Genomic DNA, 21,543 nt, shown 5'->3' with positions numbered 1-21,543 from the left:
TAGAATTGAGTCATGATTCGCACTTCCAACGAAAACGTTCTTCACGAACAGGACCCTAAAACTGAGAATACGGAAGCACTTGGGGAATCAAAGGCGGCACGTCGGTCTTTGCCCGCTGCTGTGGCAGCGGTGGCGTCGGTCGCTCGCCGAGCTTGGCGCTGACGGTCCGATAGTCGCCGTCTCGGAACACCCGCAATTCAATCGTCTGATCGGCCTTGAGACCCTGCAGGACCTTGGTATACTGTCCCACCGATTTCACATCCTGGCCGTCTACAGACACGAGAATGTCCCCTCCGAGCACCCATGGCTCCCCTTCGATCGCGACATCCAACTCGCCGGCTTGAAGTCCTATTTTGGCGGCAGGGCTTCCTTCCTCGACATCTTGAACCATGAGCCCGTCTACGATGGGAAGGGCGATCAACGTCCGCAACTCTTCCGTAACGAATTTTCCCTTGACGCCCAGCCACGGCCGGATGATGCGGCCGCTTGCCTGCAATTCCCCCATGACGGTTTTGACGGTGTTGATGGGAATGGCGAATCCGATGTTTTGCGCTCCCATGAGAATCGCCGTATTGAGCCCGATCACTCGGTCGTCCGAATCCACCAGCGGTCCGCCGCTGTTCCCCGGATTGATCGGCGTCGTGGTTTGAATGATGCGGTCCTGAAACACTTCCTGTTTCGTTTCCCATAGCTTCCCGAATCCGCTGATGATACCGGTCGACATCGCATAGCCCAAACCGAAGGGATGGCCGATCGCGATGACTTTCTGCCCGACCTCCAGTTTGTCGGAGTTGCCGAGGTGGGCATGGGGGTACTTCCCCTTTTGAACGGCGACGCGCAGCAATGCCACATCGGAGACCATGTCGCTGCCGATCAGCTCAGCGGGAAGACGCGCGCCGTCGTGCAGCGTCACCGTCAGCTTGGCAGCGCCTTGAACGACGTGGGCATTCGTCGCGATCAAACCCTGATCGTCGATGAGCACGCCCGAGCCGATTCCCTTTCCCAGATCCTGGTTCACGTGATGAGAACTCGCATACGCGGAAGTGATGAGCACGGTCGCCGCGGACATCTTCTTGTAGACCCGGACGGTGTTGATCTCTTCAGGGGTGTTCAAGGCGCATGCGGGGGATGGCGGAGAGCTGAAAGAGAAGATCGAAATCACTGCAACGATTCCAACGCTCCGGGCAAAGGCCACGCTGCGACTGGCGGTCAGTGCATCATCACTCCATTTCATATAGGGCCTCTCTTTCATTGCGAGACATTCCACAGCGCCGCCGCTCGGCTACATTCTGCTTCACAGTCGTCTCGAGCGGATAAAAGGTTACAGCGACCTGCATGTTGGAAGGGAAGCAGCCGGTCAAAGGTCGGGCATGGTACAGCCGATCATCGCTTCTCAGAGGATCCCAGTTCCTAACATTAACCATCGCCACACAATAATACTTACTCCCGCTCCTGCAAAAATGGTCACATAACCCACCCATTTCCATGCATCGGAGAAACCTGCCCCATTATTTTCCCAAAACTCAAATACCATGGGTAAGCCACCATCAAAACAATATATGCTACTTATCAATAGTACGGCCGTGCTTCCCACTGACATCCCGAATACTAACGCAAACGAAATTGCGATGGTCCACCGCTTTTCATGCATGACAATTACCCTAACCAGGCAATGGGAACTAAAAATGAATTGCTCGATTATTATGCCAAGATTTTCGTCTATGATAGGTTTTGTTTTGCAGTGAAAATATTGTGATTGTGCTCGTGGCGAAAATAAAGGGGGGTCAGACCCTGAAAAACAAAGAGGTCGGGAGTCTTTCCTCAAGACCCTTTCGGTCGTCGCGCGGACGCAAGAAGCTTCCACACCAGTAACTGACGATTTGAGTCATGGATGAACTGACCGACCCACCAATCGTGAAACTTTTGCGTGCCTATTGCGGCGCATTGGGATTCAGGGCAACCCGGTAAATGCTGCTCCCGCTCGATGAGGAACCGCTGACATACATATACCCATCCGGTCCCTGCTTGAAGGCAATCAATGCACCGGCGGCATGTTGAATGTCCAAGGCCACTGAATCCGAGACCACCGTTTTCAGGGAAGCATCTAACACGAGGCGACGGATTTTCCCTTCCACGAAGTCTGTAAAAAATAGATTGTTGTGATACTGAGAGGGATAGACCGGGGTGGCCTGTACGGCCACGATGTTCGTGATGCCAACGGGTTGAGCCAAGACAAAAGCAGGATCGATAAACCGGGTATCGCCCTTCCCGGTCGTCTCAGGCCACCCGTAATTGCTTCCCTTCACAGCGAGATTTACCTCGTCATCTACCGTGGGCCCATTATCCGTAAACCAGAGATCGTTGGTAGCCGGATGCACCGTCAATCCGAAGCTGTTTCTCACACCATAGAGCCACGTTCGAGAGCCTGGGAACGGATTATCAGACGGCACACTCCCATCAGCATTGATACGAAGAATCTTACCGTTTAGGGACACCGGATCTTGGGCTACATGCTGCTGCGTGGCGTCCCCGGTCGTAACATACAGCTTGCCGTCTGCTCCGAACAGCAGCACTCCACCGTTGTGGACATTCGCCGCAAGAATCCCGTCAATAAGTATCTGCTCATTGCTCGATCGACCATTGGTATCTGTTACCCGAACGAGACGACTATATTGCGGCGTCGTGAAATAAATGTAGACGAATTTGTTTGCGGCATAATCGGGATCAATAGCCACGCCCGAAATCCCTTGTTCCCCCAACTGGCCTACCTCCGTGTGATAGAAGGGCTGAGGGCGCCGCTGCCATGCCCCACCGGCCGTATCGATCACCCAGACGTTCCCGCCCTTGCCATCGGTGTAAAACAGCTGATCACCCGGAGCAAATGCCATTTGCGTGGCGGATGCGGCAACCATGGGCTCAAGAGTAAAACTGGGGATGCCTGAGGAACCGCCACCGCCATTATTGGTCGGGCCGGGCTGGGGAATCGAACTATCGGACCCACCGCTGCAATTGATCAGAAAAAGAGGAAGCATGAAAAACAGCAGGTACCTTACCTGGAGAGATATGAACCATCGTGACATGAAGTCCTCAAGGTGGAGTAAGTGGCATCGACAATGTTCTTAGGACGACTGGCACGTCGGCATCGCCACCCGGAAGAAGCGTCACCTCACGACAACCTACTGTACCGTAGCGTGCTGGCTTAACAAAGACACGTAAACCTATATAGACCAGCTGAGTCCCATGGGATTTCGTTTCCGGGTGGGAATGCATCGTGCCATCGAGCCATTGCAGTAGTCTGTCACCATAGATCTCTGCCAGTGCCCCCCCAGCCGATCTCGGAATATTTCTACACTGGCAGGAGTCAGTGCCTGTTCCAGTGCGGCAAGGCCGGTGGGTAGATCGACAGCAAGACCTCCGACGAGGTTCGCCTTCGTTTCGTAGACGAACCGTTCCCAAACACAGGCAGTGACTGATGGGATCGCAAGAGGGTTCAATGAAAAAGAGGAGGCAACTGACGACCGGCCACCACAAAATATATCATCCGCTGGGATTGCACTTTTAGGAGGTTAGGAGTTCGAGCACAGACAAGTGAGTCTTAACCCAGGCGTCCGTTATTTCCGGGCCACCTCAGATGCTGGTGGGGCGGTTCTCGGGGTCGTAGTCGAGGGTGGTAGTCGGGGCCTCAGGTGATCGCCCGCGGGAGGATCATCAAGACAGAGTGGGAAGCGGAATCGGACATTCGGCTATGTCGGCCGATGCTGGACCGCAAGACTTGATCCCTTTTGGGCTTTTCTTCGCGAGTCTCGAAAATTCAGAACGCGATCGAAGCCGCACCACGTTCTTCGCAGCAGACCCGAGTCTTTGCCACGTGCACAGTCAAGAACTGACCCCCATTTTGGTCTTACAGCCAAGACCCCCGACGGGATGCCCCGCTTCGTCAGTCACCGACTGTTTGCGGATCGTGTTCAATAAATCACCGCGTCAGAAGCGTTATTTATAGTCATCTATGTGTGTAAGAGGAAGCTGAGGTTCGTTTTAGGCGCGGCAATTCGGCTGCTCTTCCTTGACTTGAATGACCCCATTTTTTCGGGATTGACGTAGGAAAGACCCTAACGGGCAGATTTTTTGGACAGCAGTGCTCTCGACCCCTTTGTTTTCCCTAGCTGACGATGGATCAGTCGAACGTAAACTTTTCTCGCCCGCGATGCCCAACGCCACGGACAAATATCTCGTATGATTTACCGATCACAAACCTCGGTTGCTCCTCTAACACAGGGAAATCCTGTCTGAACCCATTTGGGACAATTCCCAACACCAATTGGGAAAGAACGAGCAGTTTTATTGGGGATTTCTTCAGCTTTTCTAGATCAAACGTCTCACGCCGTTTCTCCGCAAACATAGAGGGATCATAGGTCTTCAAGTCCCATACGATCGGACCATTATTGGATTCTTGAACGAGGATATCCGTGATGCCTACCGGATTCTCTGATCCATCGTACCGAAAATTCAATATGACGTTAGAATCTCGCTTCAGAACCTCAATCACGATGCCATCTACTTGGCAACCAAATAGTATTGCCAAAAGTAGAGCCCCAGCCAATCGTTGAGTGATGATTAACAATGGCCAACACCAGCGTAGCAGGTTGATCCTGCTCTAAAATCTGCGTCGAGTTCAATCGCACTATGGTCGCCAAACACATAGTTGAATTGGAATCGAAGTAATCCAACATCCTGCTGTTGGGAAACATGTCCGAGTTCATGACCAACAAGACCTACCCAATCAAACTGACCCAGTCGCCCACTATCAAAGTTAACTAGGCCTCCTAGAGTTATACCGTCATGGGGTCCTAGTCCTTGCAGAATTCCTCCTTCCACAAATCGTACGCCACTGAAGTCTCTTCCTTGAATGTTCTCGGCTACGATCCGCGCCCCGAGCATCTCTTGCCTATCTGTGATGTCCTGCCCCAGAACGATTGGACGGGCAGCTCCCAGGCCGCCTCCAATTACGCTTCCCATAACCGCTGACTGCCAAAGTGCATTTCCGCTTAATTTATCATGAGCAATGGAAACTGCTAGAGACACCGAAGCACCCTTTAGAGCTCCGACCGCTACTCCTTTGCCGATTTGGGCCCAATACGAGCCTGTATCGACGTTTATTAATCCGCCAGCAAACCAGCCAGCACCAAGAGAAACTGCTCCTGTGAGCGCACCGAATGCTGTACCCCTTCCAATATCGCCGCCCTGAAGAGCTGCGCCAAAAGCTCCCCCAACTGCTCCCCCACATATTGGTCCGCAAAATACTCCCGCTGCAGTACCTGCTTCCGCGGCCACAATAGCACGGCCTGTTTTAGACTGTGTTAGGACAGCGCCTCCAATAAGGAAGTGAGCAGGGCCGAAAATTGAGGCGCCCAACCCTTGAATCGCCACTCCGACCAAAGTTGTCCCCACATCGCCGAGCGCGCGTCGGAAGAATTTCCCGATATTGAGTTTAAAGTGCCCCGTCGGGTCCGTGTACATGAACGGACTATTCCCCGCATAGGTGTAGCGATTGAGATCTTGCGGATCCCGCGGGTTGGGCACAATTGTATCGGCACTGATGAAGCGTCCGAGGACCGGATCATACAGTCGGGCTCCATAGTCGTAGAGGCCCGTGCTGGCATCGAGTTCCTTGCCCGTGTACTTGTAGGGCACATCGACCGGTGGGGTGCTCGAACTCGTATTCGTCCGCGTCCCGCCATACGGATAATACGCCAGCGACTGGACCTTGGCTCCCGCTCCGTCGGTGATGACGGTGCTGGACCCCAGATGATCCGGATGCCAGTACTGCACGGTACCCGTGCTCACGGCCACCGTGGCAATCCGCGTATTGCCCGCCCAGATGAACCGCGTGCACGTGGTGCCGGCCCCCGTCGTCTCACATTCGTACAGTTTGCTGATGTAGCGCGTGGTGGTGCCGCCCACGACTTTCTTCACCCGCCCCCGTCGCCGTCATGGACGAAGGTCGTCGTCTGACCATTGGCCGTGATGCTGGGGAGGCGGTTCTCGAGGTCGTAGTCGAGCGTGGGGGGAGGACGTTACCCTGTCAGGTATCCTCGCGGGAGGAGCGTCAAACAGCGTGGCAGTGGAACCGAGTTGATGCTGGATCGCAAGAGTTGATTCTTCTTCGCGAGCCTCGAAAATTCAGAAAGCGATCGAAGCCACACCACATTCTCCGCAGCAGGTCCGAGTCTCTGTCACGTGCAAAGTCAAGAACTGACCCCAGTTGGTCGTGCGCTGGTACATCGGCATCGGTTTCCTTCCCAAAAAGGGATGAGGGCAGAACGATTACACTGATCCAGAGTGCAACGGCAACGGCGAGGAACGAAGGGGAACGCATAGGTATGACTCCTCGTTAAATTAATCGGACCGTCAGAGCGGTAAAGGGATGTCTCCCCTCATCGCCTTTCGAGCGATGCCGAACCCGGATACAAACACCGGCGATGACCATGAAAAGAATCGGACTGCTGCACGCCGCCGATCTTGTTGAGCCTGGATCGTCGATCCATCGTGTCCAATCTGTGCAAGCAATCATAAGGATACCTTTCATATATCGAGTGGGCGTGGACGACAAACAAATTCACAAAATGTGAATTCCGCTCCAAAGAAAAAATGAATAGGCACAGCGAAGGTATCTGCTCGTGCCGATCCGTACGGCACTCGATTGCGGCAGGGTGCCGGCGGGATCAATGTGGCGTCGAGACGTTATGAAAGGATTCTGGAGCTGCTGTCGTTTTGAGGTCAGGTTGAGGTCACCCAGGAATAATGACCACCGAAATTCACACCAGCGCGCTGGAAAAAATCGAGATCGCGGCATTCCGGGCCAGCTGCCAATTCGAGGACCCGATCTACGGGATTCTCTTCGGCCTCGCCCAGTACCATCTGAACATCCAAGTCGCGCCGGTTGCTCCCCCGCAACGACTGCAAGCGAACCCTCAGAAACTCATTGCAGCATTCGCCCGAGGGTGCCGCATCAAGAGGGACATGTGGAGAGATTTCAATCCCTGGCAGTATTTCGACCGGCAGGTAGAGGATCGTCGCCGGGAGTTCTGAATCCCTTCTAAGACGGAGGATTCAAGAGGCGAGATCTCCCTGGATAAGGTTCGCTCTTCACCGACATGCGACTCGGCTTCGGCCCTCCAGCGGCATGAGGCGCGCCTTCGCGATTCAGCGGAGATTCTGAAGGGCCGGGGCTCCTCCACCACGCTACATCGGCTTTCCGTCGCCGCCGCGCTTACCCTGCATCTCCTTGTCATAGAACTCCAACATCTGCGCGATTTCCTCCTTCGTCAGGCCCTTCTCGGCCCAGCGATGTGTTTCTTGCGAAAGCAGTTCCTTGGCCACTTGCGGCGACAACTGCCTCACCTTGGGAAGAAACTTGATGTAGAAATGCTTGGCGACTTCGTAGAACCCTTGCCAATGGACGAAGTCCGGAGCCATTTTCGTGAGCCCGTGCCGTGCCCGCCTTCCCTCGTGATGCCAGAGTTCATAGAAGATCCATTCGATTTCTTCGTCAAACGGCGTGGGCGTGATTTTGCCCATGTCCTTGAGCCGGTCCATCGCGAGTTTCGCCGGCTTCCCGAATTTGTCGTTGTACAGATTCACGCCGCTGTCCATCTGCGTGAAGAACCGTTCGACGATCTCCGGGCTATGACAGGACGCGCAGACCTGCGTCATCGCTTTCCGTCTGGATTCATGACCTTCGAGCCTGGTCGACACCACTGGCCGCAGAGTCCAGCTGATGCGGTCGCCGACGTCGTGCGTGACTTCCTGTGTCCCGGTTGCGCTCATGTGACAGGTCGCGCAGGTCGGATACATATAGTCCTTGCCGGGACGCCATTTTTCTGCTGGCTCGCCCAGCTTCATCTTGTCTTTGTTCGCCGTGAACATCACACCGTGTTTGCTTTCCATATATGCCTCGATCTGGGGATGATCCGGCCCCATGTGGCAGCGGCCGCAGCTTTCGGGCTGACGCGCCTGTGCGATGGAGAAACTGTGCCGCGCATGACAAGCCGAACAGGTGCCTTTCGATCCATCGGGATTGACGCGGCCGATGCCGGAATTCGGCCACGTCGCGGGGTGCAGCTTGCCGTTTTCCATGACTTTCACAACGCTGCCGTGGCACCCGGCACAGCCGGTCGTACCGACCTCCGGCCCCTCGACCACGTTCCCCAGAAAATTGTCCAGCGAACCGACGAACTGCGCCGCTTTTGCGTGGTGGGATTTGTCGAACTCCTTGGCCTCACGGTCATGACATCGCATGCAGTCCTTCGGCGTCACGAGGGTCGACACGAGAAACCCTTCGTGGTCATAGGCATCCGCATCGCCCTTTTCTGCCCTGTGACATTCGACACAGCCGATCCCTTTCGGCGCATGGCGACTGGTTTTCCAATCGTTGATGCCGCCGACCCCGACGTCTTTGGCCATGTGACAATCGATACATTTTTTGTTCTCCGCCGAGACAAATGGACGGAGGCCGCCCCCGCGTCGCTCTTCGACCTGGACATATCCGACTCCGGTCAGGGCAAGAAAAAGAATCAGACAGAGTCCTCCGATCATGTAGCGGGTGAAGTTCTTCTTGCCGCTGCCGTCATGCTCCTTTTGCGAATCCGGATCGCCGGTCACCTTATCGAACTCATTCATGACATCCTCCTTGCAAAACAGTCTTCGCGTAAACAAGCCGTCGGCGGTACGGTTACATCTGTGTATCCAGGTACATGAGCGCGACCATCGCGGCCACTGCGACCGTGGCGACGACACGGTTGACCAATTCCATCGGCACACCGCGCTCAACCAGCGCCCGATCGAGAAATGGATAGACAACGAACAAGCCGGACGCTCCGATCAACGTCCATAGGGCCAGCGGTCCCGGCAGCAGCGTGATCCACATGAACGGCGCAGAAAAATACCAAGGAGGCGATACATCGGATGCCACTTCCTGCGGATTGGCCGGCGGGCCAAGAACCGGAGGGAAGATCATGACGAGGTCCACGATCACGACGAGCAGGCCGACCGCGATCATCCCCATTTTCAACGTGTGTTCCGGATAGAACTGATGGAAATGCCGGCTCTCCTTCACCTCCACGAACCCCATCAATCTGACGATCACGACATGTCCGATCACCAAGCCGCCCAAGAGAACCGGCAGCAGCTTCGTATGCAAGTCGTAGAGCCTGAGGAGCGTGACGCCTGACACGTCCTCTCCTCCCCGCAACAAATGCAATAGCGGCATGCCGATCACGGGCAGAGTCCCAATCATGTTGGTCACAACCGTCATGCCCCAGTACGACACGTTGTCGAACACGAGCGAATATCCCGTGAAGCCCATGGCAAACGTGACAAACAACACAATCGAGCCGCTGACCCATTTGAGCTCACCCGGCGCCTGGTAGGCGCGCGTCAGAAAGACGCGAATGACGTGGAACAGCAAAAACAAAATCATGAGATCGACCGACGTCTTGTGGAGGCCGCGTACAAACCAGCCCAGATAGATCTCATGCGTGATCTGATCCACGCTCTCATAGGCTCTCTCGGTGGACGGCACGTAATAGAACGTGAGCAACAGGCCCGTGCCGACCAGGATGCCGAACAACGTCATCGGAATGGCTCCCAGCGTGTACGGCCACCAGTCCAGGTGTTCGGGCAGATCCTTCTGGATGTAGTCGATCAGACTCTTAGGTTTAACGTCCTGTTCCGCGTGTGCGGTCTGGGTGGCCATGAGACGGTCCTCCTTCGACAGAAACCCGATTTCGACGCCCAGGCAGTGTCGGCTTACGCACTCTGGATGCTCACGTAGAGCTGCTCTCCGCGTTTCGTGATCATGAAACGGTCCAATGGACGCGGCGGAGGACCGGAGATGTTCCTCCCGGTCTTGTCGAATGTGCCCTGGTGACAGGGGCAGATGAACTGCTCCCGCTCTTTGTTCCAGGACACCAAGCAACCGAGATCGGTACAACGCCTCGAAAACGCGACGACCCCGTCATCGGTCTTGAGGACCAGTAACTTTTGACCGCCGAGGTCCATCGACACCGCCTCGCCCATCGGGATCTTGGATGCGGCCCCTATCAACACCGTTTCGAGTGGCTTCTCTTTCCCGCTGGGAATGAGAAATTGCACGAACCGCAACCCGAGCGTGCCGATCCCGAACAACATGCCGAACCCCATCACGGCTTGGCTGAGAAACCGGCGGCGACCCGCATCATCATGCACGATAGCCATAGTTCACCCTGTGTATCCTTTCTCTCCATGTTGATCGAGGTCCAAACCCGTCATTTCCGCTTCCTCGCTCACACGAGCCGGCATGATCAGCATCAGCACCCGTACCAGCACCCACGTGGCTCCTCCAGCCAGTGCCCATGCCGCACAGGCGGCTACCGCTTGAGCCAACAACTGGTAGGGATAGCCATAAAACAATCCGTCGCTCCCGTCCGGATTCACCTGGACATTGGCAAATAGTCCCGTTGCAATCATGCCCCAGGTCCCTCCGACCCCGTGCATGCCGAACACGTCCAGTGAATCGTCATAGCCCAGAATCAGTTTCACGTAGTTGACCACCATGTAGCAGAGGCCTCCGGCGCCGATCCCGATGACGATTGCCGGCAAGGGACCGACGTAGGCGGCGGCCGGCGCGATGGAAACGAGGCCCGCGACCGCGCCGCTCATGACTCCCAAGGCGGTGGGCTTGCCCCGCTGCAGCCATTCCATCGACATCCAGGACAACGCCGCCGCCGCCGCGGACAACTGGATGGCGAGAAATGCGGAGGCGACGATTTCCATCGAGGCCATGGCGGCAAACCCGGTGAAGCCGAACCAACCCACCCACATGAGCGCCGCTCCGCAGAATGAGAATGGAAGATGATTGGGAATCATTTCGATCCGTCCGTAGCCTTTGCGCGGACCGATGGTCAGCGCGAAGACCAGCGCACTGACGCCGGCGCTGATGTGGACCACCGCCCCTCCCGCAAAATCCAGACAGCCGAATCGATTCAGCCAACCGCCGCCCCACAGCGATTGTGCGAGCGGCAGAAACACGGCAGGAATCCAACACAATGCGAAGACGACGAAGAATGCAAACCGGACTCGCTCCACGACGCCTCCCGCCACCAGCCCCAGCGCAACCGACGCCGTGATCCCCCAAAACAGCGACCATAATGGGCCGGCGTCTTCGGACAGATCGACCGGCGGCGCGGTCGCCATCCATTCGATCGACACCATGGCCAGCGCCGTGAATGGGAGCGCGATCGTGCTCATGACATTCTTCCGCCTGACCATGCCGCCGTAGAACAATGAGACTCCCGGCACGACCAGCACGAGTAATGTCGTCGAGGCCAGCAGCCACAACGTGCGATCCCCAGGCGTCACCGGTCCGCTCCCGTAAGCGATACGTGGTACTCGCATGGACCGATCAGGTGAAGGACGACTTCACGGGTCCGGCTCAGACGATCGACCGCCAACAGCACTTGCGACCATCCCAATTCTGAAATTGCGCAAAGATGGTCGAGCGTTTGAGGTCCCCGTTCGCGCAGCAGTTCCAACAACCGCCGGTTGCTCATCGATGCATCGTCTCTCTCGTCTTGTCTGATGTTCATGGCACTCTCCTTATGAATTGGTCCGGTTCCGGTAGCTTTTATGCTAAGAGCACTCGATGCATACCCAAACGTTGATAACGTTCCAATGTCCTGTGTGATGCTCAAAAAGGACTTCCAGCAAGGCCGCAGGGAAGGTCGGACCCCGAGACGTACCAAAGCGCCGTCCGTTGAAGGGCGCGACCGACCGAGACGAAGTTGGAGGCCTTTTCAGCATCACGAATACGCCCGCTCATTGTGCTGACTGATGTCCAGGCCCATCCGTTCTTCGTCCGGCGTCACCCGCAGTCCCACCAAACGATTGGTGACCTTGAGGATGACGAGCGTGCCGACGGCTGAAAACGCCCCGACCACGATCACGGTCGCGGCCTGAGCGATAAAAAACGCGCCCCCGCCGGAAAACAGCCCGTCCGCACCGGCGGGGTTCACGCTCTTGGAGGCCAGCATCCCCGTCAACAGAATTCCGGCCACTCCGGCGACGCCGTGGATTCCCACGACGTCGAGTGAATCGTCGTATCCGAATTTTCCCTTCCGCATGATGGCGAGATATGACAGCCCTCCCGCAATCAAACCGACGGCGAGCGCGGACATCGGGTTCATGTACCCGGCCCCCGGTGTGATGGTCGCTAATCCCGCGATCGCTCCGCTGGCGAGCCCCAGAACGGTGGGGGTTCCGCGATGCCACCATTCAACGGCCATCCAGCTCATGGCCGCCGCTGCGGCCGCGGTGTGAGTCGCAACGAACGCGACGACCGCCGTTTCATTGGCGCCGAGGGCGCTCCCGGCATTGAATCCGAACCAGCCGAACCAGAGCAGCCCGGTCCCCAGCAGCACCATGGGCAGATTGTGAGGGGCCATGTAGTCGCTTCCATATCCTTGTCGCTGCCCCAGAACCACCGCGCAGACGAGCGCGCTCACGCCGGAACTGATGTGCACAACGGCACCGCCGGCAAAATCCAACGCTCCCAGCTTCGCCAACCATCCCCCGCCCCACAGCCAATGGGCGACCGGACAATAGACGAACACGGACCACAGTGCGGAGAAAAGCAGCAGCGCGCTGAACTTCATCCGTTCGGCGAAGGCGCCCGTGATGAGGGCGGGCGTAATCGCGGCAAACATGAGCTGAAAGACCATGAAGGCCTCGTGTGGAACGGTCGGCGCGTAGGTCGGATTCGGAGTCAATCCCACTCCGTTCAAACCGATCCATTCGAGACCGCCAATGACGCCTTTCACATCGGGACCGAAGGCCAGGCTGTACGCTCCCATCACCCACAAGAGGCTGACGAGGCAGAGAATGACGAAGCTCTGCATGATCGTTCCGAGCACGTTCTTGCTGCGCACGAGTCCGCCATAAAACAGCGCCAGACCTGGGACGATCATCGCCAAGACCAGAGCGGACGAAAGCAAGACCCACGCGGTATCGGCCCCGCTGATAGGGGCAGCCGTACCGGTCGGAGACTGCGCCCATCCAAGCCCCGGCGCGATGAAGAACGCTCCTGGCATCGCTCCTGCCGCTGCCGCCAACCGCCACTGCATTCCGGTCCAAGTCCCCATGCGTCTCTTCCTTTCACGCGCTGATGAACATTCCTGCCTAGAAACACAAAGGCGTCCGCCATTCTTCGCCCAGAATGACGGACGCCTTTGTCCGTACGACACCGTTTTGAATCCGGAGAGAGGACGACATTGTCCTCATCCGTCGTGTCACCTGTATTGATCCATCAACCGATCATCGAGTCTCCGTCCACGAACATGACATCGTTGTTCGCACGTTGCCGGTCAGAATGTTTTATACTCCAGCCATTTGCCATTCAGCGTAATCTTGCAGCGGGCCTCTCCTTGGCTGCCCGTCACTTTTTCCATGTCGAGCGTGAAATCGATGGCGCTCATGATGCCATCCCCGAACATCTCGTTCGCCTGGTCACGCAGCGAATCGCCGTAGACGCCGATAATTTCCAGCAGGCGGTACTTGAAGGGATCCGTGGCGTTGGGAAAATCCGTCCGAACAGGGAATTTGCTTAACGCGGCGGTGAGCTCGGCGTCCAATCCCAATAGCCCGCCGATCTTTCCCGCCTCATCGGGAGTGAAGCGATGATTGCCGTTTAACGCCGCTGCGACGAAGGTCGGATTCTTGCCGACCGTCTTGGCGACATCCGCAATTGACACCTTCTTCGCCAGACGCTTTTCCTTGATCGCCTTCCGGATCCCGTCTTTGTCCATCGTATCCTCCCTCAGGATGTTGATCTGCTCTGCTGGCCCAACCACGGCCTATCGATTGCGAGCACCGTCTCACGGCGCAACCAGCGCCTCCTCTTCGAAATCGACTATTGTTGGATCGGCACTCGTCGATGTTCCCGACGGCTGTCCCTCGCCGGTTCCGTGCTTCGCATGCCGGACCAGGAAGTGGATGATGTGGTTTCGGATCTTGTAATAGTGTGGATGCTCGATCACCGTTTCACGCGAACGGGGACGCGGGATCGACACCTTGACCATTTCGGCGATCCGAGCCTCCGGCCCATTCGTCATGAGGAGAATACGATCGGACAAGAGAATGGCCTCGTCCACATCGTGCGTCACCATGAAGACCGTATTCCTGGAGGTGTTCCACATTTGAATCAGTTCCTCCTGGATGACGCCGCGGGTCAACGCATCGATCTGCGCAAACGGCTCGTCCAACAACAGCACTTTGGGCTCAATCGAGAACGCCCGTGCGAGTCCGACTCGTTGCTTCATGCCGCCGGACAGTGCCGTGGGTCGTTTGTCCTCCGCTCCCTTCAGACCGACGAGCGTGATGTATTTGCGAACGTGCGTATCCACCTGCTCTCTACTCCAGTCCGGATAGGCGGACCGGACGGCGAGCGCGATGTTTTCATACACGGTCATCCAGGGCATCAGCGCGAAGTTTTGAAACACCACCATCCGGTCCAATCCTGGGCCTGAGGCCTCGCGGCCGTTGAGGATCACGCCCCCTTCCGATGGGGTTTCCAGTCCCGCGATGATATTGAGCAATGTGCTCTTCCCGCAGCCGGAATGTCCGATGACCGTGACGAATTCCCCCTTCTCGATTTTGACCGTGGCATCCTTGAAGATGCAGACCTGTCCCTCACCGGACGGGTTCGGAAACCATTTGCTGACGTGGTCGATTTGCAGAAATGACATGATCTACTCCTGATAGGTGACCATACTGGCCAGTTTGTTGAAGCCCGAATCCAGGACCACGCCGACGACCCCGACGACCAGGATCGCAAATATGACGCCCGCGATGTCGAGATTGTTCCATTCGATCCAGCTCAAGTACCCCACGCCCAACTCACCGAGGAGCATCTCGGCCGGGACGACCGCAACCAATGCGCTGCCGAACGAGATGCGCAACCCGTTGACGATCGTGGGAGCCGCCCCCGGAAGGATCACCAGAAAGAGCCGCTTGAACCAGGACAACTGGAGAATCGACGCCACGTGCAGATAGTCCTTCCGCAACGAATTCACGCCAAATGCCGTTGTCGCCAGCGTGGGCCAGAGCGCCGCCATGAAGACGACCAGCATCGCCGTCCACTTGGGATCCTTCACCGTATAGAGCAAGAGGGGCATCCAGGCCAGCGGTGAAATCGGCTTCAGGATCTGAATAAACGGGTTCATGGCGCGGAAGAGCACCCGGTTCAATCCCAGCACGACTCCGAGCACGACCGCCACCAACGAGGCAACCAGAAATCCCGCGGCAAATCGCGACACGGTATATCCGACCAGATAGGCGATACCGTGATCGTTGGTGCCCTTCTTGACAAAGGCTTCGCCGAGTTCGACCCTCGCCTTGTCCAGCACGGCCAGCGGGCCCGGGATCCCGCTCACTTTCTGCTTTTCCGGATTCCAATCGAACGCCCCGCTCGGCGTGCGCATGATGTCTCCGTTGAATTCCATCAACTGGAGTTGTTCTTCCGTCAGTCCCCGCGCGTCGAACGTCGGCGGAAGGGTGAACAGATGCCAGGCAACGAGGAACAGCATGAGAAGAGATCCCGAGATGACATAGGGATTTCCCGTCGCCCGTCCGGCGACGGATTGTTTCTTTTTCACAGGAAGAGACCGCGCGCGTTGTTCCGTCGTCGTCGATGGCCCATCGGTCGTCACCGCCACATCTGCGTACATTGACCCTCCTTGCGTTCAGCCGTGCTACGCCATGCTATTGATCTTGAAGCTTTTCACATACGCCTCCGCCTGATTTGGATCGAACTCCCGGCCCATGATCAGATGCTTCATCGACGTGCCTTGATGCGTCTGGTATCCGAGCTGCTTGGCGATCCGGTCGCAATCCGCCGCGCGATACACCTGCTCGGCCACCTCCTTGTAATTGACATCCCCCTTCAGATGACCCCAGCGTTTCATTTGCGTCATGATCCAAATGGCCATCGAATGCCAGGGATAGGGATCAAAATCGATGCGGCTCGGGTCTTTCTTGATGCTGCCGAGCCCGTCGGCATACGTGCCTGTCAGCACCTGCTCTAACACCGTCACCGGCTGGTTCAAGTAGTTGGTCGGCGCAATGGCCGTCGCGATCTCCTTCCGATGCGCGGGATCCGAAGCATAGTGGGTGGCATCCACGATCGCGCGCCACATCGCCAGAAAGGTATTCGGATACGTCGTCGCGTATTCCTTCGTCACGGTAAAGGCACAGCAGGGATGGCGGTCCCAAATCTCTTTGGAGAGCTTGAAGATGAACCCAACGTTCTCATACACCGCCCGTTGATTGAACGGATCGGGTCCGAGATACCCGTCAACGTTTCCCGCCTTGAGATTGGCGACCATTTCAGGCGGTGGCACGACCCGGATCTGCACGTCCTTGTCGGGATGCACGCCTCCTTCCGCCAGAAAGTATCGGAGCAGATAATTGTGCATGGAAAAATCGAACGGGACGCAAAACCGGAACCCTTTCATCTCCTCGGCGGTCTTAACGTGTTTATGTTTGACGTGCAGTGTAATGGCTTGGCCGTTGATGTTTTCGACGGCGGGCATGTAGATCGGCGTGGGAACGGATCCCGCGCCCAGCGTGATTGCCAATGGCATCGGCGTGAGCATGTGCGCCGCATCGACTTCCTTGTTGACCGCCCAGTCGCGAATCATCGCCCATCCGGCCGCACGTTTCACCGCTGCGTTCAATCCATGCTTCTTATAGAAGCCCAGCGGCTCTGCCATGATGATGGGCGTTCCGCATGTGATCGGAATAAATCCGATCGTCACATCGGTCTTTTCCGGTTTGCCGGCCGGGTCGGCGGCAAACGCCTTCAGCTTGTCCAGGGGAAACAGCTCCGCGATGAGTGCACTGAGTGTCGCGGCTCCGAGGCCGATCAAGAGTTGGCGCCTGGTCGGTCCGGCAGCCTCGAGCACTGCGGCCGTGACCGCTTGATCCAGCGTCCGCTCGAGATGCTCCTCCGAAGAGCGGGTCTTCGTGGATCCGTCCGATGTTTCCGCATGCTCATCCATCATGGCTCACCCCTTTCCGCTCCGCGGTCGTCGTGAACGGCCTGAAACACAAAAGGCGTCCTCTTCCCTCTCGGGAAAAGGACGCCTTTGTCCAGAAGACGGGTCTCCGCCGACCCATCGAATCGTTGTACGTCCTGCGGGAAATCCGGTTTCCGGACTTCCCAGGGACAAAATCAAAAGGCGCCCGCCACTCATTCTCAGAATGACGGACGCCTTTGTCCGTTTGCCTAGTATTTGAAATCGACCGGAACGTCTTTGTTCACGATCGACTGGGTCAATCTATACCACGCACATTCACAGCCGTCAAGCAGTTCCTTTTGATTCCTCCCCCCTACAAGTCATAGTACAGGAAGAACTCGTAGGGATGGGGCCGCAACCGCATGGCGTCAACTTCCTTGGTCCGCTTATAGCTCACCCAGGCTTCAATCACGTCCTCCGTGAAGACGCCACCCTTGAGTAGGAATTTGTTATCCTTTTCAAGGTTGTTGAGCGCCTCATCGAGGCTGCCGGGCATGGTCCTGATCTTTGCCGCCTCCTTCGCCTCCAGATCGTACAGGTCCTTTTCGGCCGGCTCTCCCGGATTGATCTTGTTCTCGATACCGTCCAGACCAGCCATCAACATCGCCGAGAAGGCCAGATACGGGTTGCATCCGGGATCCGGGAACCGTACTTCGATCCGCTTGGCTTTCGGGCTGGGCGAATACATGGGAATCCGAATCCCCGCCGACCGGTTTCGGCTCGAGTAGGCGAGCAACACCGGGGCCTCGAAGCCTGGCGTCAAGCGCTTGTACGAGTTGGTTGTCGGATTGGTGAATGCCGCAAGCGCCGGTGCGTGCTTGAGAATGCCACCGATGTAATACAGGCACAGCTGCGACACACCGGCATAGTCTTTCCCGGCAAACAACGGTTTCCCGTCCTTCCAAATGCTCTGATGCGTATGCATCCCGGATCCGTTGTCTCCGAAGATCGGTTTCGGCATGAATGTGACGGTCTTGCCGTGACGGCGCGCGACGTTCTTGACGATGTACTTGTACATCATCATTTTGTCGGCCATCTTGAGCAGCGTATCGAAGCGAACGTCGATTTCGGCTTGTCCGGCCGTCGCGACTTCATGGTGGTGCTTCTCCACCGCAATGCCGACCTTTTCCATCTCGAGAATCATCTCGGTCCGGATGTCCTGCTGCGTATCGGTCGGCGCCACCGGGAAATACCCTTCTTTGTGGCGAATCTTGGCGCCCAGATTGACTCCCTCCTGGCCCATGTTCCACACCCCTTCATCGGAATCGATGAAGTAGTACCCGCTGTGGCCGGTCTGATCGTAGCGGGCATGATCGAAAATAAAGAATTCCGCTTCCGGACCCCAGAACGAGGTGTCGCCGATCTTGGTGCTCTGTAGATATTTCTCGGCTTTCTGCGCAATGAAACGCGGATCGCGCTCGTAATTTTCTCGGGAAATCGGATCCACCACGTTACCGGTCAGGCTGAGCGTCGGTACGGCGGTAAAGGGGTCGAGGCACGCCGTCGCCGGATCGGGGATGACCAGCATGTCGCTGTTGTTGATCGCCTTCCACCCGCGGATCGACGAACCGTCCAGGCCGCTGCCGTCCTTGAACAGATCTTCGGTCAGTTCGCTGGTCGGAATCGTGAAGTGCTGCCACGTCCCCATCAGATCGACGAACTTCAAATCCACCGCCTGCACCTTCTGCTTCTTCGCAAACTCCAACGCCTCACGAACGTTCATTCCCCTCCTCCTTTCAGACATCCTGACGGAAGTGCCCGGTCGGCCTCACGCCGCCTTCGCTTCGAGAAACTGCTCGATCGCCTGTTCGACACCTGCCCGCACCCGCTCCAGCTGCGCGTGATCTTGAAGTTTCCTGCCCGCGTGGTCCGCCACATAGAAGACGTCGGCGGCCTGGTCCAAACGGGTCGAAATACGCGCGGCATGAATGGAGAGCCCGAGCTGAAAAATTGCATTGGTGATGACGTACAGCAATCCCTGACGATCATCGGCAAAGACATCGATGATCGTGAAGCCGTCCGACGTTTCATTGTCGATGCGGACCTCGGTCGCTTCGCGCGCCTTCGGCAACGGCCTGGTCGTCCTCAGCCTGGCGCCGCGGCGCAATACGTCATCCACGTGGTCCCATCCCTTCAACACTGCCGCGATTCGATCACCGACGGTCTTTCGACGGTCTTCCGGAGGCTTTCCCAGATAGTCCGGATCGGTGACCTGAAACGTGTCGACCACCACACCATCGCGCCTGGTCAGAATCTGGGCATCAAGAATCTGCAGCCCGCTGCCCGTCATGACCCCCGCGATCTTCGAAAAAATCCCCGGGGTCAAATCATTCCTGGTGATAACGGAATACTCGCAAATGGCCAGGTCGTCGTTGAAATCTGATTCGACCAGCACGTCGCCCAGGTGCAGGTGCTGGACGGCCGCCATATGCGCGGCAATCCTTGCGGGAGCCGTTCCGTAGACATACCGATCCGGAAACTGCGTGAGCTGGTCTTCGATCCAGGCCCGATCCAGGCGATTCCCGCCTAACATCGGCTGGCGCGTCACCTCATCGACAATCTGCCCCAAACGCTCCGGACCCTGCGCCGTGTCGCGGTCTCCTGAAACCTCCGGCATCGTTCTGACATAGAGCTCGACGAGCAGCGACTCTTTCCATTTGGTCAGCACGCCCGGCCCGACCGCGGCAATGTCGGCGGCGGTCAAGGCGAGCAGCTTTTTCAGGACTTCGGGGGTGGCAACCTCCCGTGCAAACGGCAACACGACCTTTTCGTCGTTGGGGTCCCGCCGGAACGCGGTATGCGCCATCAGCAGGTGGCGGTACACGAGAAAGCTGAGCGTGCGTGTTTCCTGTTCATCGAGGCTTAGCCGTGCTGCCACCTCCTCGGCCAACCGTTTTCCCACTTCGCTGTGGTCTTCCTCACGGCCCTTGCCCAAGTCGTGCATGAGCACCGCCAGGTGCAGAATGTCCTTGCGCTTGATGCTTCGGTACACCTCGCCCAAGACCGTAGATTCCTTGCCCAACGCTTCGGCGCGCCCGACCGCCAGCAGGCTGTGCTCATCGACGGTGTACTTATGATACTGATTGAATTGCATCAGCCCGCGCACCGTGCCCATCGCCGGGACAATTTTTTCCAGCAGATGCGCGCGGTGCATCGCTTCCAGCGTCGCCGTGGTTCCCGGGCCCGCCAGGATTTTCAGGAACGTCTTGCTCACGTCAGGGGTTCGGTACGCATCGTCCGGCACCTGCTCCACATGGCGATGGATGTCCTCCAGGAGCGGCGGTGCAATGCGTACGTGCTGTGCTCTCGCCACGTCGAACAGACGGACCAGCAGCGCCGGACTGTCCAGCACCTTGACTCGATGCTCCTCCGCCACCCCCAGGACACCCCCACGGATGACGAAATACTCCTCGACTCGCGGAGCCGGCAGCAATCCCGTCACACGCTGCCAGAACGGGACGCTGCGGCACCGTTCGACGAACCGCAAACAGCGTTCATGCAGTCCCATCGTATGTTGATAGTACTGCTGCATGAACTGCTCGACGGCCAAGAGGTGCGGCTGATCATGAAACCCAAAATGCCGAGCGAGCCAGACCTGCTCGTCAAAATTCAGAATTTCCTGCGCGGTCCCGGCATGGACGTGAAGGAGCGCCCGCACCCGCCACAAAAAATCACGGGCGTCGGTCAGCGCGAGCGAGTCTGCGCGGGAGAGAATGCCGCGGTCGGACAGTTCCCGGATGGTCGGAGCCTGAAATCGGGCTATCCCCGCCCACTGCAACAGGTGCAGATCGCGCAAGCCGCCCTTGCTTTTCTTCACGTTCGGTTCGAGCAGATAGACCGTCTCGCCAAACTTTTCATATTCACGACGGCGTTCTTCCAATTTCTGATCGAGATAGAGGTCGGTATTCTTTGAAACCACACGCCTGAGGTACCGCCGATGGAAGTCCTGAAACAGGTCCGAACTGCCGGCCAGAAACCTGGCTTCCATCATCGAGGTCTTCACGGTGCAATCAGTTTCGGCCAACTCCATGCTGTCGGCGACCGTCCTCATGCTATGTCCGACCTGAAAACCGCAATCCCAGAGCGGGTGCAGAATCGCGCGAATCAATGCTTCGACCTGTTTCTCAGACCCCGGACGAAACAGGAACATCAAGTCGATATCGGAATGAGGCGCCAGCTCCCGCCGCCCGTATCCGCCCAACGCCATGACGCAACACTTTCGCATTCCCACGGCCGACAGTTCGCCGCCGGCCTGCCGTATGGCATCTCGATACCGCCCCACGATCAAGTTGTCGACAAACTCCGTCATCGCCGCCAGCGTGTCTGCCCCGGATGCTCCGGACAGCACCCGATCAGCAATAGTCCGGCGGTGCTCTTCCAAGAGTATGGCAAATTCACCCGAAGCGACGGCACCGGCCGTTGTTGATGTCATATT

At 57.3% G+C, this 21,543-nt stretch carries 17 protein-coding genes; 1 reads left to right on the top strand and 16 read right to left on the bottom strand.

Features of this window, described 5'->3' with window-relative positions:
• Positions 1 to 55 precede the first annotated feature (55 nt).
• The 4 genes from W02_RS19430 to W02_RS19415 all read right to left on the bottom strand — a co-directional run bounded on the left by W02_RS19430 (position 56) and on the right by W02_RS19415 (position 5,973).
• Complete coding sequence (locus tag W02_RS19430) at positions 56 to 1,234, bottom strand: S1C family serine protease (protein ID WP_173050771.1); 1,179 nt, start codon at positions 1,232 to 1,234, stop codon at positions 56 to 58.
• Between the two features lie 697 nt (positions 1,235 to 1,931).
• Positions 1,932 to 3,080, bottom strand: coding sequence for a sorbosone dehydrogenase family protein (locus tag W02_RS19425; protein ID WP_173050769.1), 1,149 nt, complete (start codon positions 3,078 to 3,080; stop codon positions 1,932 to 1,934).
• Positions 3,081 to 4,174: 1,094 nt separating this feature from the next.
• Positions 4,175 to 4,546, bottom strand: coding sequence for a hypothetical protein (locus tag W02_RS19420; protein ID WP_173050767.1), 372 nt, complete (start codon positions 4,544 to 4,546; stop codon positions 4,175 to 4,177).
• Positions 4,547 to 4,614: 68 nt separating this feature from the next.
• Positions 4,615 to 5,973 (bottom strand): RHS repeat-associated core domain-containing protein, encoded by a 1,359-nt coding sequence (locus W02_RS19415; RefSeq protein WP_173050766.1) that lies wholly within the window; start codon positions 5,971 to 5,973, stop codon positions 4,615 to 4,617.
• Between the two features lie 828 nt (positions 5,974 to 6,801).
• Here W02_RS19415 and W02_RS19410 point away from each other — a divergent pair.
• On the top strand, positions 6,802 to 7,089 hold the full coding sequence (locus tag W02_RS19410; RefSeq protein ID WP_173050764.1) for a hypothetical protein: 288 nt from the start codon (positions 6,802 to 6,804) through the stop codon (positions 7,087 to 7,089).
• Positions 7,090 to 7,242: 153 nt separating this feature from the next.
• On the opposite strand, the gene W02_RS19405 is transcribed toward W02_RS19410, so the two are convergent.
• The 12 genes from W02_RS19405 to glnD all read right to left on the bottom strand — a co-directional run bounded on the left by W02_RS19405 (position 7,243) and on the right by glnD (position 21,540).
• Complete coding sequence (locus W02_RS19405) at positions 7,243 to 8,679, bottom strand: multiheme c-type cytochrome (protein WP_173050762.1); 1,437 nt, start codon at positions 8,677 to 8,679, stop codon at positions 7,243 to 7,245.
• Between the two features lie 52 nt (positions 8,680 to 8,731).
• Positions 8,732 to 9,754 (bottom strand): cytochrome b N-terminal domain-containing protein, encoded by a 1,023-nt coding sequence (locus tag W02_RS19400; protein ID WP_173050759.1) that lies wholly within the window; start codon positions 9,752 to 9,754, stop codon positions 8,732 to 8,734.
• Positions 9,755 to 9,807: 53 nt separating this feature from the next.
• Positions 9,808 to 10,254, bottom strand: coding sequence for a ubiquinol-cytochrome c reductase iron-sulfur subunit (locus tag W02_RS19395; RefSeq protein WP_173050757.1), 447 nt, complete (start codon positions 10,252 to 10,254; stop codon positions 9,808 to 9,810).
• A 3-nt stretch (positions 10,255 to 10,257) separates the two neighbouring features.
• Positions 10,258 to 11,397, bottom strand: coding sequence for an ammonium transporter (locus W02_RS19390; RefSeq protein ID WP_173050755.1), 1,140 nt, complete (start codon positions 11,395 to 11,397; stop codon positions 10,258 to 10,260).
• Entirely contained in the window at positions 11,394 to 11,624 is a 231-nt protein-coding gene (locus W02_RS19385) for a hypothetical protein (RefSeq protein WP_173050753.1), read from the bottom strand. The genes W02_RS19390 and W02_RS19385 overlap by 4 nt, the downstream gene beginning before the upstream one ends.
• Positions 11,625 to 11,837: 213 nt before the next feature.
• Entirely contained in the window at positions 11,838 to 13,175 is a 1,338-nt protein-coding gene (locus tag W02_RS19380) for an ammonium transporter (protein ID WP_232068598.1), read from the bottom strand.
• Positions 13,176 to 13,397: 222 nt separating this feature from the next.
• Positions 13,398 to 13,838, bottom strand: a complete 441-nt coding sequence (gene cynS, locus W02_RS19375; protein ID WP_173050751.1) for a cyanase — start codon at positions 13,836 to 13,838, stop codon at positions 13,398 to 13,400.
• Between the two features lie 69 nt (positions 13,839 to 13,907).
• A complete protein-coding gene (locus tag W02_RS19370; RefSeq protein WP_173050749.1) occupies positions 13,908 to 14,777 on the bottom strand; it encodes an ABC transporter ATP-binding protein in 870 nt (289 codons plus the stop codon).
• A gap of 3 nt (positions 14,778 to 14,780) precedes the next feature.
• Complete coding sequence (locus tag W02_RS19365) at positions 14,781 to 15,758, bottom strand: ABC transporter permease (RefSeq protein WP_197742073.1); 978 nt, start codon at positions 15,756 to 15,758, stop codon at positions 14,781 to 14,783.
• A 24-nt stretch (positions 15,759 to 15,782) separates the two neighbouring features.
• Entirely contained in the window at positions 15,783 to 17,093 is a 1,311-nt protein-coding gene (locus W02_RS19360) for a CmpA/NrtA family ABC transporter substrate-binding protein (protein ID WP_173050747.1), read from the bottom strand.
• 328 nt (positions 17,094 to 17,421) lie between these two features.
• Positions 17,422 to 18,831, bottom strand: coding sequence for a type I glutamate--ammonia ligase (gene glnA / locus W02_RS19355; protein ID WP_173050745.1), 1,410 nt, complete (start codon positions 18,829 to 18,831; stop codon positions 17,422 to 17,424).
• A gap of 45 nt (positions 18,832 to 18,876) precedes the next feature.
• Positions 18,877 to 21,540: a [protein-PII] uridylyltransferase gene (gene glnD, locus W02_RS19350; RefSeq protein WP_232068597.1), complete on the bottom strand. Its 2,664-nt coding sequence runs from the start codon at positions 21,538 to 21,540 to the stop codon at positions 18,877 to 18,879.
• Between the last annotated feature and the right edge of the window lie 3 nt (positions 21,541 to 21,543).

Source organism: Nitrospira sp. KM1, assembly GCF_011405515.1.
Lineage (GTDB): Bacteria > Nitrospirota > Nitrospiria > Nitrospirales > Nitrospiraceae > Nitrospira_C.
The sequence above is the reverse complement of the archived record's forward strand: the minus strand, read 5'-3'. Positions and strand labels throughout refer to the sequence as shown.